The organism is Lysobacter sp. cf310 (genome assembly GCF_900114355.1).
GTDB lineage: Bacteria > Pseudomonadota > Gammaproteobacteria > Xanthomonadales > Xanthomonadaceae > Lysobacter.
In genome coordinates this window covers 1,203,974-1,216,495 of record NZ_FOSS01000001.1, presented here as the reverse complement: position 1 = coordinate 1,216,495, position 12,522 = coordinate 1,203,974, and the positions used below count along the sequence as shown (strand labels likewise).

The window sequence follows — 12,522 nt, the reverse complement described above, 5'->3', positions numbered from 1 at the left end:
TGCCCACCCGGATAGTCTGAATGGGTCGAATCCCCCGAAGAGCCGCATGCAGCGCCTCGCCCCCACCGCCCCCTCAGTCCGCGCCGGCGTCGAGCGCTACGGCGTCCGCGTGGCCCGGCGCGCGGACATCGCCGCCATCCACGCCCTGATCCGCGAGCACGGTCCCAGCCCCTGGAACTACCTCGCCGAGCCGGCGCTGTCCGAACACCTGCGCGCGATCGGCAACGGTGTGGACGCCGTGCTGGCCCATCTGGACGAAGCGCTGGTGGCGGTGGTGACCTACGCCGACAGCGACGACTTCGCCTGCTACCAGAGCGCCGGCCGCGAACGCGCGCGCCATGGCCACATCGGCGAGGTGGTGGTGCATCGCGACCATCGCGGCGCCGGCCTCGGTGCGCGCCTGTTGGGCGAGGCGGTGGCGCAGTTGCGCGCGCGCGGACTGCGCGAGTGCTATGCCGAACGGCACGAAGAGAACGCGGGCTCGGCCGGCATGATGCGCAAGGCCGGCTTCGTCGTCGTCGACAGCTTCCACGACCCCGTGCGCCGCAACGTCGGCAGCTGCCGCACCGCGGTCTGCGTACACCGTTCCCTCTAACCCGGTTCCACCCGAAAACGCCGCACCCGTTACCGATTCGTCTCTCCCTCCCTCCTCCTTCCTGGAATAACCGCCGCATGAGCGCCGCATCACCCACCGCAGCAAGACTGGCCCCCGGCGCGATCGCGGTCGCGCTCGCATTGGCTTCGGTCTACATCCTGTGGGGCTCGACCTACCTCGCGATCCGTTTCGCCCTCGAAAGCTATCCGCCTTTCATCCTCGGCGCGCTGCGCATGTTCATCGCCGGCGCGCTGATGTACGGCGTGCTGCGCTGGCGCGGCGCGACCCCGCCCACGCGCAAGCAATGGCGCACGCTGTGGGTGCTGTCGATCTGGATGGTGCTGCTGTCCAACGGCCTGGTGAACCTGGCCGAGACCGAGGTCGGCTCGGGCCTGGCCGCGATCGCGGTGGCGTCGATGCCGCTGTTCGCGGGCGTGTTCGCGATGCTGCGCGGCCGGCATCCGTCCAAGATCGAATGGATCGGCCTGGTGATCGGTTTCCTCGGCGTGATCTGGCTCAACGCCGGCAGCGCGCTGTCGGGCTCCACGCTGGGACTGGTCTGCTTGATCGTCGCGCCGATCGCCTGGGCCTGGGGCTCGATCTGGAGCCGCGACCAGGACCTGCCGTCGCCGTTCATGGCCGCCAGCGCGCAGATGCTGACCGGCAGCGTGTGGATGCTGGGCGCGGCCGCGGTCACCGGCGAACGCATGAGCGCGATGCCCAGCGCGGGCGCGACGGGCGCCCTGCTGTACCTGGTCGTGGCCGGTTCGATCTTCGGCTTCACCGCTTACATCTGGCTGCTGCACCACGTGCGTCCGGCGCTGGCCACCAGCTACGCCTACGTCAATCCGCCGATCGCGGTACTGTTCGGCGCGCTGCTCGCGGGCGAGCGTTTCACTTCGCACGATCTGGGCGCGATGGCGGTGATCCTGGTCGGCGTGGTCATCATCACCCTGGCCAAGGCGCGCGCCGCGCGCATGCCGGTCGCGACCGCGCCGAACGAGCCGCCGGCATGAACGCCGCGCAGGCGGAAGGGCGCCGCGGGCTATGGATCGCGGCCGCCTCGTTCGTGCTGTGGGGGCTGATGCCGCTGTACTGGCACCTGCTCAAGGCGGTGCCCTCGCTGCAGATCGTCGGCCACCGCATCGTCTGGAGCGCGGTCATGGTTGCGGCCTGGCTGTCGTGGAAGCAGGGCGGCGCCTGGCTGCGCGGCGTGCTCGCGCAGCCGCGCAAAGCGGCGATGCTGGCGCTCAGCGGCGTGCTGATCGCGTTCAACTGGGGCCTGTATATCTGGGCGGTCAACGCCGGCCACGTGATCGAAACCAGCCTGGGCTATTTCATCAATCCGCTGGTCAACGTGGTGCTGGGCGTGGCCTTGCTGCACGAGCGCATGAACCGCGTGCAATGGCTGTCGGTGGCGCTGGCCGCGGCCGGCGTGGGCTGGTTGACCTGGCAGTACGGACAGGCGCCGTGGATCGCGATCGGATTGGCGCTGTCGTTCGCCGCCTACGGCCTGATCCGCAAACTGGTCGCGGTGGAAGCGGTGACCGGCCTTGGCATCGAAAGCGTCTATCTGTTCCTACCCGCGTTGGCAGTGTTGCTGTGGGGCGAAAGCCATGGCCAAGGCGGTTTCCTCGACGGCTGGGGCCTGGGCATCGGCTTGATGCTGGTGCTGGCCGGCGCGCTCACCGCGCTGCCGCTGATCGGCTTCGCCTACGCGGTGCGACGGGTGCCGCTGTCGGTGGTCGGCCTGATGCAGTACATCGCGCCCACCCTGCAGTTCCTGATCGGCGTGCTGGTGCTGCACGAGCCTTTCGACCGCTCGCGCCTGATCGGCTTCGTGTTCATCTGGATCGGTTTGCTGATCTTCGCCGGCGAAGGCCTGTGGCGCTCGCGGCGGCAGGCGGCGCAGGTGGCCTGAGGTCGAGGGGTCAGGCCTTCATCCAGTACCAGATCGCGATCGCCGCCAACGCGATCGTGCCGCCGATCCAGAAGTCCCTGCGTTGTCGCGCCGCCGCGGTTTTGCGACGCGCTTGTTCGCGTTGCATCGCGCGCGCGCGTCGGCGCGCATCGGATTCGGCTTCGCGCTCGCCGGCGTCCTGCAATAGGCGCAGGCGCTGCGCGTAGTCGATGACGGGATCGCCACTGATGGTCGGAGCGGTGTGCGCGGCAGCGCGCGCTTCGGCGCGCTCGCGCCCCTCGTCCAGGTCGCGTGCGACCTCGTCCAAGGGCAGGTCCCGACACCAGTCCGCGACGAACGGCGCCGGATCGGCGCGGCGCAGCCGCAGCGCCAGCGCGTGGACCGCTTGCGGATCGGTCTCGAACATATGCAGCGGCAGCGCGTACAGGCCGTAGTCGGTGTGTGGCGCAGGCGTGGACTGCCGCATCCAGAACGGTACGGAATAGCGCTGCGGATGGCGCAGACACAGGTCCAGGTAGTGGCGGACGCGCAGGCCATCGTCGTCGGTGGAGCGTTCCGTGCGCAAATTCAGGCCGACCACGTCCGACCATGGGATGTCGCCGATCAGGACCGTGCGCAAACCGCGCTCGTCCAGGCTCAGGTGCGGCCCCGAGTGCAGCACCGCGATCAGCCAGGGCAGCAGCAGGGCCCAGGCCCCGGCCAACACCGGCAGCAGCACCAGCACCACGCCCCATCTGCCTTCCAGCATCGCGCCCGGCAACGAGGTGGACAGCATGCCCAGGACGGCTGTGGCCAGCAGCGCGCTGGTCCGGTGCATCTGCGCATCCAGCCGCCGCGTGCATGGGATCTGCGTGAGTTCGGCTTGCTCTTGCACGCGCGGCGCTCCCCGCTGCCCGATCGGCGCCAGCCTAGCCGATCCCGCGGCTGGCATGTTGCGTCATTCGATGTAGTCGATCAGGAAGTAACCGGCGACGATCAGCAGCAGATAGGCGACGACCATGGCCCGGGTTAGCGAGCGCCGGCGCGCGATGTCGTCCGCGCGCCAGGCCCGCTCGCGGCGTAGGCCTTGAACATGTTGGTGCTCGTAGGAGGCGGCGCGGCGTTCGCCCGAGTCCTGCGATTCGCGCAATCGTTGCGCGTAGGCGGCCGCGTCTTGTCCAGCGGGTTGCGGCGCGTCGCTGGGCGCTGCGCCGCTGAGCGCGACCGGCGCGAGACCGCGATCGCGCAGATGCGCGGCGACCTCGTCCAGCGGCATGTCGGGGTTCCAGCCTTCCACGAAGGGCGCCGGATCGGCGCGGCGCAAGGTCACCGCCAGCGTGTAGAGCGTTCGCGCCTCCACGTCGAACAGGCTCAACGGCACCCAGACCAGGCCGAAGTCGGAGCGCGTGGAGCGCATCGGCGGTCTCATCCAGAACGGGGCGCGATAGCGCTCCGGGCGGCGCAGGCACAGCTGCAGGTGGTAGCGCGGCCTCAGCGTGAAGTTCGCCCGCGAGTAGTAGGTGTACAAGTGCAGGCCGACGATGTCGGACCAGGCGATCGCGCCGGTGAACACCGTGCTCAGGCCGTGTTCGTCCAGTGTCAGATGGGGGCTGGGTCGCAGGCTGGCACGCAGCAGGGGCAGGAACGACAGTCCGATCGACGCGAACACCAGAGCCGGCCAGCCGGTGCGCCAATGGCCTTTCAGCAGTTCGGGTACGAACAAGACCAGCATGGCCAGGATAAGAATCGTGCCGACCAGAAACGGTCCGCGTCGAAACCGGCCGCGCAGCTGTCGGACGCGCAGCGCGTGGGTGAGTTCGCGATCGGCTTCCATGCGCGGCGGTCCCGGGGCGTATCGAGTGGCGCCAGCCTAGCCGATCCTCCTGCCGCCGCCGATACCGGCCCGGCGCAAGCGCCTGCGGAACGGCGGACCTGACCCACAAAAACGAACGAGGCGCCGCGAACGGCGCCTCGTCGTGTAACGAATCGGCGGCGCGCTCAGGCCGCGCGCAAGGCCGTAGTCACCGGCAGGCGCGCCGCGCGCAGGGCCGGGAGTAGGCCGCCGACCAGGCCGATGCCCAGCGCCCACTTCAGTCCGTTCCACAGCAGCTCGGGCGAGACCTTGAACTGGAACACCACCTGGCTGAAGTTGCTACCTAGCGTAGACACCTGATAACCGTTGAACACCAGCCAGGCCAGGACCGCGCCGAGCAGGCCGCCGAGCAGCGCCAACAGCATCGTTTCCAACATCACCGCCACCACCACCGGAAGGCTACGAAAGCCCAGTGCGCGCAAGGTCGCGATCTCACGCGCCCGCCCAGCCACCGCGGCATACATGGTGTTGAGCGCACCGAACACGGCGCCGATCGCCATGATGGCGCCGATGACGATGCCCAGTGCCGTAATCAGCTTGGTGAGCCCTTCGGACTGTTTGGCGTAGTAGTCGTGCGTGGTCTGTACGTCCAGCTTCAAACGAGGGTCGGCGGCCAGCGCCTTCTTGAGGTCCTTGAAGCCGTCCTTGCCCGCCAGCTTCACCGTCACCGACTGGAACGAGGTGCGCTGGTAGGTCGAGGCCAGCACTTCGCCGTCCGCCCACAGTTCGGAGTCGTGCGAATCGCCGGCGGCGAAGATGCCGACCACGGTCCAGTTCTGGTTGGCCAGCTCGATCTGCTTGCCGACTTCCAGCCCGCGGAACTGCTTGGCCGCGCCCTGGCCCGCGATCAGTTCTCGCAAGCCCGCGCCGAACTTGCGGCCCTTCACCATCTTGACGTTGGGACGCAGCGACCAGGCTTCGCTGCCGACGCCGCGCAGCTGCGCATTGGCGTCGTTGCCGTCGCTGACGGTGGGCAGGTTGATCACCTGCGACAGCTCCGGCGAGACCTGGGCGCGACCGTTGCCGTCCTTGGCGATGCCGGCCAGGGCCGAGATCAGCGGGACCTGGTCGCGGGTGATGACCGAGTTGGTCTCGGCCTGCGAACCGCCGCGCAGAACGATCGCGGTGTCGTCGCTGCCGGTCTGCTTGAGCGTGTTCTGGAAGCCTTCGCCCATCGCCAGCATCGCCACCAGCACGCCGACCACGCCGGCGATGCCGATCACGATCACCGAGGACGCGCCCCAGCGCTGCGGCAGGCTGGAGATGCCGACGCCTGCCACGATCAAGGCTTGCCGCCCGCGCTGTGTGAGCAACAGCCAGGCGGTGCCCAGCACCACCGTGGTCGCCAGGATGATTTGCGCGACCAAACTGTTGTCGAACAACAGGAAGATCACCGTCGCTAGGACCGCATAGAAGCCCCAAGCCAGCATCAGCCGTCGAACCAGCCCATTGAGCAGGCCGGACCGGTCACGCCAGTTGCGCAATGCATCCATCGAGTCCGGAGCCAGCAGGTGAAACAGGCCCATGATCAATACGTAGACCGCGGGATAAGCCAGTCCGTGCGTGGTCTTTCGAAGTAGGAACTGTTCGGCGAAAAACGGCACGCCGGCCACTACCAACGAAAATGCCCAGAACACAAAGGAGATACAAAAACGCCCTAAGCTCTTCATGACAGGAGTCCTTGTTTAGCGGCCGGCCAATGCATCGACGATCTTCAAGCGCATGCCGCGTATCGCAGGCAGCAAGCCGACCACCACACCGATCACCACCATCAAGCCCAGGCCCATGGCCCAGGTTTGCGGGAGCACGGTAGGCAATTGAATCGCACCGCCGCTGTACTTACTGAGGCTAGGCATCAGCAATGCGGCCAGACATAGGCCGATCACGCCGCCGAGGACGATCAGTAGCGTCGACTCGGCCAGCACCAGCGCCAGCACGCTGCGGTCGCTGAAGCCGATGGTCTTGAGCACCGCCAGTTCCGGAATGCGCTCGCGCACCGCCTGGGCCATGGTGTTGCCGGTCAGCAGTAGCAGGGTGAAGAACACCGCGCCCATGATCGCGGTCACGATCAGGCCGATGTCGGCGAACTGCTTGGCGAAGGACTGGTTGAAGGCCTGTTCGGTCTGGGTCTTGGTCTCGTGGTCGGAGTTCTCCGACAGCGCGTCGATGCCCTTGGCCACGCGGGTAGCCTGGTTCACGTCGCCCAGCTTGACCATGTACCAGCCGACCCGGCTCTTCACGTAGTCGTTGGACTCGTCGAAGTACTTCCAGTGGAACAGCAGCTGGTTCTCTTCGCCCTTGCGCTTGCTGTCCTTGATCTCGAAGATCGCGCGCAGCTTGAGCGGCCAGTCGTTGCTGCCCTTGGTCGGGAAGATCGTGGCCTGCAGCGGAATGGTGTCGCCGACCTTCCAGCCGTGGCGCTTGGCCAGCGAGGCGCCGACGATCGCGCCCTGGCGATCGGCCTTCCAGGCTTTGACCTGGTCGGCGGGCACCACGTATTCCGGATACAGGTCGAGGTAGTCGGGGCTGACCGAGAAGTTCGGGAAGAAGTTCTTCGGATCCTGGTAGATGCCGCCGAACCAGGCCGCGTAGGCGACCTTTTTCACGCCCGGCTGGGATTCGATCTGGGTGAGCAGGTTGTAGGGCAGCATCTGCGTGATCGACAGGCGCGAGGCCACGACCAGGCGGTCGGCGCCGGCGACGCTGCCGCCGGAGTTGAAGGCGACGCGGACCGAGTCGAGCATGCCGAACAGCAGGAACGCCGCCACCACCGACAGCAAGGTCAGCAGGGTGCGGGTCTTGCTTCGGAACAATGCGGCCCAGATCAGGTGCAGGTATTTCATGTCTGCTTTCCTTTAGGTGTTTCCTTCTCCGCGCGGGAGAAGTGGCTCGAGGAGCGGATGAGATCCGGTGCGAGGCCTAGGCCGTCGCTGGCGTCCTCTCCGGGCGGAGAGGGCGTGCGGATCTCAATGCGCGCCGCCGTCGGCCGCGAGGGTGCCCTTGTCGAGATGGATCGTGCGGCGCGCGTGATCGGCGGCCTTGGGATCGTGGGTGACCATCACGATGGTCTTGCCGTGGTCGCGGTTGAGCGACTGCAGCAGGGCCAGGATCTCCTCGGCCGACTGACGATCCAGATCGCCGGTGGGCTCGTCGCAGATCAGCAGGGTGGGGTCGGACACGATCGCGCGCGCGATCGCCACGCGCTGCTGCTGGCCGCCGGACAGTTCGTTCGGGCGGTGCTTGCCGCGTTCGGCCAGGCCGACCAGCTGCAGCGCGATCTCGGCGTTGCGCTTGCGCTGGGCGGCGTTGAGCTTGGTCAGCAGCAAGGGCAGCTCGACGTTCTTCTGCGCGGTCAGAGTCGGCATCAGGTTGTAGAACTGGAACACGAAGCCGACATGGTTGCTGCGCCACTGCGAGAGCTGGCCCGCGCTCATGCGGTCGATGCGCTGATTCTCGATCTCGATCTCGCCGTCGCTGGGGTTGTCCAGGCCGCCGATCAGATTGAGCAGGGTGGTCTTGCCCGAGCCCGACGGACCCATTAGCGCGACGAAGTCGCCCTTGGGAATGTCGAGGTTGATGCCATGCAGCACTTCGACCTTTTCGGGGCCGCGCTGATAGGTCTTCTTGAGGTTGCGGATCGAAACCAGCGTATCCATCTTGGACTTCCTCGCGCGTAAATTAGGGAACGGCTTTAAGGGTTATTCGCTACTGGAGGCGGAATCGTCACTGGCGGACTCCCCGCCCGCCGCGGCCACGCGCACGCGCGCGCCGTCTTTCAAATCGTCCGGCGGGCTCAGCACCACGGTCTCGCCGCCCGCCACGCCCTGGGTGACCTCGCGGTCGTCGCCTAGGCTGCGGCCGAGCTTGAGCGCGCGCTGCCGGACCTTGTCTTCTTCGACCACGAAGGCGACGTCGCCGCCGTCGCGCTGCACGATCGCGGCCGCCGGCACCAGCACGCCGGGCTTGGGCTGATTGGCCGCGACCGGCTTGGCCGCTTCCAGGAAGCTCACGCGCACGCCCATGTCGGGGACGATGCGCGGGTCCTTGGTCTTCAGCGCGATGCGCACCTTGACCGTGGCCTTGCCGCGGTCGGCGGCCGGAATGATCGCGATCACTTCGGCCGGGATCTTCCAATCCTGGTAGGCGTTGAGCGTGGCTTCGACCGGCATCTTCGGCTGCACGCGGCCGATGAAGGCCTCGCCGACGTCGACTTCGACTTCCAGCGAGTCCATGTCGACGATGGTGCCGATGCCGGTGCGGGTGAAGCCGCCGCCGGCCGACAGCGGCGACACGATCTCGCCCGGCTGCGCGGCCTTGGCGGTGACCACGCCGGCGAACGGCGCACGCACCACGGTATTGTCCACGCCCAGGTCGGCGATGCGCAGGCGGCCGCCGGCGACCTTGGCGTTGCGCTGCGCGGTCAACAGCTGCGCGCGCAGCGAGTCGCGCTGCGCCACGGCCTGATCGTATTGCGAACGCGACACCAGTTGCTGCTTGACCAGGGTGGACAGGCGGGTGGCGTTGATCTCGGCTTCCTTGAGCTGGGCCTGCACGCGCACGGTGTCGCTCTGCGCGGCGCCGAGCTGCGCATCGGCCAACGAGCGTTCGGCGTCGGCATCGATCGGATCCAGCGTGGCCATGATCTGTCCGGCCTCGACGCGCTGGCCTTCCTCGATCATCACTTCGCGCACCTTGCCGGTGATCTTGGCCGAGACCGTGGCCATGCGGCGCGCGACCACGTAGCCGGTGGCGTCCAGCACCGAGGCGCTGCCGCCGCCGTTGCCGATCGCCACCGCGGTGGCGGTTTTCACTTCCGGCGCGTTGCCGCGGCCGAACACCGCCCAACCGGCGACGCCGAGCACCGCGATCAGGCCGATCGCGCCCAGCGCGATCCACAGCCCGCGTCCTCCGCCGGAGGGCGGCGGCGGAGCGCTACGGTCGATGCGGAGTTCCTTGAGCAGATCGGAGGAGGTCGCCATATCCCAACCAGACGAAAAAGTTTGCCTAGTGTGACCGTAGGCTGTTCTAGCGCCAACCTGCCGGAAGTCAGAATCTGTCAGCAGGCTGGCGCCGCGGCGCTAGGTCGCACCGGTACCGGCGGCGGCGATCATCGACTGCAGCGCCCCCAGGTGGCGCTCCAGTGCGCCGCGGCCTGTCGCGGTCATGCGGTACCAGGTCACGGGCTTGCGTTCGACGAAGTCGCGGCGCAGCGAGAGATAGCCCGCCTCTTCCAGCCTGCGCAGCTGCGCGCCGAGATTGCCGTCGGTGAGTTGCAGTTGCTGCTTGAAGGCGGCGAAGCTGATCTCGTCGTGGCGCATCAGCAGCACCGCGATCGCCAAGCGCACGCGGTGCTCGAATTCGGGATCGAGTGCTGCGAGCGCCTTCATCGCGGCGCTCCGCTCCCGCGCCGCAACGCGGACATGCCGGCCCAGGTCAGCGACGCCGCGGTGGCGATGCCGGCGAAGGTCCAGGCATAGGGCGGCGAGAACAGCATCATCGCGGCGTAGGCGACGTACATGATCAAGCCGCTCCACAGGATGGGACGATCCAGATGCACGCCCGCCAGCGCGTAGGCGGTACCGCCGATCAGCAGGAAGTTGGCGACGCCGGCATAGATCTCGACGCGGCCCAGGGCGATCGGCAGCCCGGTCAGCAGAAACGCCACGCCGGCCACCAGCCAGTGATAGCCGTAGCGCCGCCCGCTTTCCCTGTCGATCACGCCGTTGCGGCGGCCGTGGCGCATCCCCAGCCAGACGCTGAGCAGGCCGCCGCCGATGCCGGCGAAGAACCAGTACGGCGCGGCGATACGCGGCGCCCAGTCCGGCAGGCAGAAGCCGATCAGCACCAGCAGCGCCCACAGGAAATAGATCGCGGGCACACCGGGCGAGCGTTCGTGGTGGCGCACGGCGCGAGCGACGTAATCCAGGTTGCTCTGCAGCTCGTCTTGGGTCATGGCGGCGGGGTCGGTGGAAGGAGATTGCAAAGTACTCTGAAATTCAGAGTTTAGCAACAGGGGTCACGCCGGACCGGAAACCGGCCGCTGCGGGCGCCGATGCAGGCGTCAGTAGGCGTTGGCGTTCGGACTGAAACGCACGTTGACGGTGACGTCCACGCAGGCGTTGACCGGCAGGTTGACCCCCGCGATCGCCACCGCGGTGTCGCCCAGCGTGCCGCCGGTGGCCGGGCAGCTGCCGCCGCCGGAGCCCACGCAGGCCCAGGGCCCGGTCAGGCTCACGCCGCTGGGCAGGGCATCGTTGATGGTGGCGCCGTTGGCGCCGTCGGGCCCGGTCGGGTTGCAGGCCTGGATCGTGTAGGTGGCGATGTCGCCGGGCGTGTAGGTGGTGACGTTGCCGGGCTGGGTCTTGGTGATGGTGAGGTCGGCGCACATCGGATCGACCGTGGCGCTGGCGCTGTTGTTGGCGCTGCCGCCCGGCACGGGGGTGGTGAAACCGACCTGCGCCGCCACGCCTTCGCCCAGCGGTGCATTGGTCGCGATCGAGGCGTTGTTGGTGAGCACGGCGCATTGGGCCGTGCCCAGGGTCGCGTTGATGGTGTAGGTAACGGTGCCGCCCGCGACGCCGCCGGTGCCGGCCGGCAGGGTCGCGCTGCCGGAGATAGCGCCGCTGCCGCTGGCGGCCGAACACACGCCGCCGTTGCTGCCCGCGCAGGTCCAACTGGTGAAGGTCAGGCCCGCCGGCACGGCATCGGTGATCGTCGCGATCGCATCGTGCGCGGTGGTATCGCCGACCGTGGGCTTGGCGGTGTTGTTGGTGTAAGCGACGGTGAATTGGGTGGTGCCGCCCGCAGGCGGGGTGGCGTTGCCGCTGTTGGTCTTGGTGGTGCGCAGGTCGACGTCGTTGTCGAGGATGGTGAGCGTGGCGGTGTTCTGCACCGTCGCGCTGCCGCAGGAGGTGGTCGAGGCCAGGGTGTAGGCGGCGGCGTTGGGCAGCACCTGCACCAACACGGTCTCGTTGTTCTCGATCACGCCGTCGTCGATGATGGTGATCGGGATCGGGAAGCGGTTGTCGTCGTAGGTGCCGGCGGGAATCGTCACGTTCACGTTGCCGCCGTTGATGAGGTAATCGCCGCCCGTAGTCGCGGTGCCGCCGGTGATGTTGACCAGTACGGTAATGCCGCCGGCCGGCACGGTGCCGGTGATGCGGATCGTCGGCAGCGAGGGCACGGCCTGGGCTTCGCGGGTGGTGTAGCTGACCGGATCGAATTCCAGATACGGGCGCAGGGTGACCTGGATGTCGTCGAGGAAGTTGCCCGCGGCGCCGCCGCCGACGGCCTGGAAACCGAAGTTGTGGTTACCGCTGGTGCCGTTCCAGTTGAAGCTGCCCGAGTAGTCGGCCCAGCCGTTGCCGCCGGCGGCCACGGTGCAGCTGATGTTGTCGACGCTGCCGCTGTCCACGCAGACCGGAATGCCGCCGGCCACGGTCGTGCTCGACAGCACCGCGACCGTGTTGGCCGTGCTGTCGATGTTGAAGTTCATGACGTCGGGCGTGACGTTGCTGTTGCGGCCGCGGTGGCTGAGCCGCCAATCCACGCGCTCGCCATTGGTCAGGCAGATGGTCTGCGACAGGCGCGAGGGGGTGTAGGCGTTGAGCTCGGCGTGCTGGTCGCCGGCGCGCGGCGGCACGCTGCTGAAGGCGGGGCCGCGCCAGATCTCGACCGGGCCGTTGATGCTGGCGCCGTTGGTGACGCCGGCCAGGGAGCAACTGCCGGTGGCGAGATTGCTGGGGTGATCGGTGGCCCAGCCCGGAACCAGGCCGACCGGCAGGATCAGGAAACAGTTGCTGCCGGTCAGCACCGGCTGCTCGAATCCCAGATTGACGAAGGTGCGTTGGACCTGCGCGCTGGCGTCGGGTGCGAACACCGCCGCGGCCACGGCCAGGCCCAGAGCGCCGAGACGGCGCGTCGCGTGATCCAGCATTCCCCTTCCTCCTTGAACCCGGCGCCAGGGCGCTGGTGCCGGCGATGCGAATCTGCAGTTGCCGTCGCAAGCCCCGATGCGCGGGGCGCTGTCGGGGATCACGCGGTGGGCGCCAGGTTGCGGCCATCCTCGGCCGCAGTTCCGTAGCGTACTGCTTCACGCCAATTTACACGTTTGTTGCTCAGGAAGAGTGATAGAAAACGCCCAAAAGCGCGCCC

Annotated in this window: 12 protein-coding genes; 3 read left to right on the top strand and 9 right to left on the bottom strand. The window is 67.9% G+C overall.

What is annotated here, in order from left to right; all coding sequences use genetic code 11:
- Positions 1-46 precede the first annotated feature (46 nt).
- From BMZ45_RS05415 to rarD, 3 genes are all read left to right on the top strand, one after another.
- Complete coding sequence (locus BMZ45_RS05415) at positions 47-595, top strand: GNAT family N-acetyltransferase (RefSeq protein WP_091633314.1); 549 nt, start codon at positions 47-49, stop codon at positions 593-595.
- A gap of 77 nt (positions 596-672) precedes the next feature.
- The gene (yedA, locus tag BMZ45_RS05410; protein WP_091633311.1) at positions 673-1,611 is read left to right on the top strand and encodes a drug/metabolite exporter YedA; all 939 of its coding nucleotides are present in this window, start codon (positions 673-675) and stop codon (positions 1,609-1,611) included.
- Positions 1,608-2,516 carry an EamA family transporter RarD gene (rarD, locus tag BMZ45_RS05405; protein ID WP_091633309.1) on the top strand — a complete coding sequence of 303 codons (909 nt, stop codon included), beginning with the start codon at positions 1,608-1,610 and terminating at the stop codon, positions 2,514-2,516. Before yedA ends, rarD begins: the two co-directional genes overlap by 4 nt.
- 10 nt (positions 2,517-2,526) lie before the next feature.
- Here the strand turns inward: rarD and BMZ45_RS05400 are convergent, their stop codons facing one another.
- The 9 genes from BMZ45_RS05400 to BMZ45_RS05360 all read right to left on the bottom strand — a co-directional run bounded on the left by BMZ45_RS05400 (position 2,527) and on the right by BMZ45_RS05360 (position 12,304).
- Positions 2,527-3,333, bottom strand: a complete 807-nt coding sequence (locus BMZ45_RS05400) for a hypothetical protein (RefSeq protein ID WP_091633306.1) — start codon at positions 3,331-3,333, stop codon at positions 2,527-2,529.
- Between the two features lie 120 nt (positions 3,334-3,453).
- On the bottom strand, positions 3,454-4,329 hold the full coding sequence (locus tag BMZ45_RS05395) for a hypothetical protein (RefSeq protein ID WP_091633304.1): 876 nt from the start codon (positions 4,327-4,329) through the stop codon (positions 3,454-3,456).
- A gap of 164 nt (positions 4,330-4,493) precedes the next feature.
- Positions 4,494-5,861: an ABC transporter permease gene (locus tag BMZ45_RS05390; RefSeq protein WP_254776566.1), complete on the bottom strand. Its 1,368-nt coding sequence runs from the start codon at positions 5,859-5,861 to the stop codon at positions 4,494-4,496.
- A 192-nt stretch (positions 5,862-6,053) separates the two neighbouring features.
- On the bottom strand, positions 6,054-7,211 hold the full coding sequence (locus tag BMZ45_RS05385; protein WP_091633302.1) for an ABC transporter permease: 1,158 nt from the start codon (positions 7,209-7,211) through the stop codon (positions 6,054-6,056).
- A 123-nt stretch (positions 7,212-7,334) separates the two neighbouring features.
- Positions 7,335-8,024 carry an ABC transporter ATP-binding protein gene (locus BMZ45_RS05380; protein ID WP_091633300.1) on the bottom strand — a complete coding sequence of 230 codons (690 nt, stop codon included), beginning with the start codon at positions 8,022-8,024 and terminating at the stop codon, positions 7,335-7,337.
- Between the two features lie 42 nt (positions 8,025-8,066).
- Positions 8,067-9,347, bottom strand: a complete 1,281-nt coding sequence (locus BMZ45_RS05375; RefSeq protein WP_091633298.1) for an efflux RND transporter periplasmic adaptor subunit — start codon at positions 9,345-9,347, stop codon at positions 8,067-8,069.
- 99 nt (positions 9,348-9,446) lie between these two features.
- Positions 9,447-9,755, bottom strand: coding sequence for a winged helix-turn-helix domain-containing protein (locus BMZ45_RS05370; protein WP_091633296.1), 309 nt, complete (start codon positions 9,753-9,755; stop codon positions 9,447-9,449).
- Complete coding sequence (locus BMZ45_RS05365; RefSeq protein ID WP_091633294.1) at positions 9,752-10,321, bottom strand: hypothetical protein; 570 nt, start codon at positions 10,319-10,321, stop codon at positions 9,752-9,754. The genes BMZ45_RS05370 and BMZ45_RS05365 overlap by 4 nt, the downstream gene beginning before the upstream one ends.
- A 108-nt stretch (positions 10,322-10,429) precedes the next feature.
- On the bottom strand, positions 10,430-12,304 hold the full coding sequence (locus BMZ45_RS05360) for a Calx-beta domain-containing protein (protein ID WP_091633292.1): 1,875 nt from the start codon (positions 12,302-12,304) through the stop codon (positions 10,430-10,432).
- Positions 12,305-12,522: the final 218 nt, after the last annotated feature.

Excerpts from the sequence above, each read along its gene's own strand:
- BMZ45_RS05415 (WP_091633314.1), top strand. The coding sequence starts at position 47 with ATGCAGCGCCTCGCCCCCACCGCCCCCTCAGTCCGCGCCGGCGTCGAG.
- yedA (WP_091633311.1), top strand. The coding sequence starts at position 673 with ATGAGCGCCGCATCACCCACCGCAGCAAGACTGGCCCCCGGCGCGATC.
- rarD (WP_091633309.1), top strand. The coding sequence starts at position 1,608 with ATGAACGCCGCGCAGGCGGAAGGGCGCCGCGGGCTATGGATCGCGGCC.
- BMZ45_RS05400 (WP_091633306.1), bottom strand. The coding sequence starts at position 3,333 with ATGCACCGGACCAGCGCGCTGCTGGCCACAGCCGTCCTGGGCATGCTG.
- BMZ45_RS05395 (WP_091633304.1), bottom strand. The coding sequence starts at position 4,329 with ATGGAAGCCGATCGCGAACTCACCCACGCGCTGCGCGTCCGACAGCTG.
- BMZ45_RS05390 (WP_254776566.1), bottom strand. The coding sequence starts at position 5,861 with ATGGATGCATTGCGCAACTGGCGTGACCGGTCCGGCCTGCTCAATGGG.
- BMZ45_RS05385 (WP_091633302.1), bottom strand. The coding sequence starts at position 7,211 with ATGAAATACCTGCACCTGATCTGGGCCGCATTGTTCCGAAGCAAGACC.
- BMZ45_RS05380 (WP_091633300.1), bottom strand. The coding sequence starts at position 8,024 with ATGGATACGCTGGTTTCGATCCGCAACCTCAAGAAGACCTATCAGCGC.
- BMZ45_RS05375 (WP_091633298.1), bottom strand. The coding sequence starts at position 9,347 with ATGGCGACCTCCTCCGATCTGCTCAAGGAACTCCGCATCGACCGTAGC.
- BMZ45_RS05370 (WP_091633296.1), bottom strand. The coding sequence starts at position 9,755 with ATGAAGGCGCTCGCAGCACTCGATCCCGAATTCGAGCACCGCGTGCGC.
- BMZ45_RS05365 (WP_091633294.1), bottom strand. The coding sequence starts at position 10,321 with ATGACCCAAGACGAGCTGCAGAGCAACCTGGATTACGTCGCTCGCGCC.
- BMZ45_RS05360 (WP_091633292.1), bottom strand. The coding sequence starts at position 12,304 with ATGCTGGATCACGCGACGCGCCGTCTCGGCGCTCTGGGCCTGGCCGTG.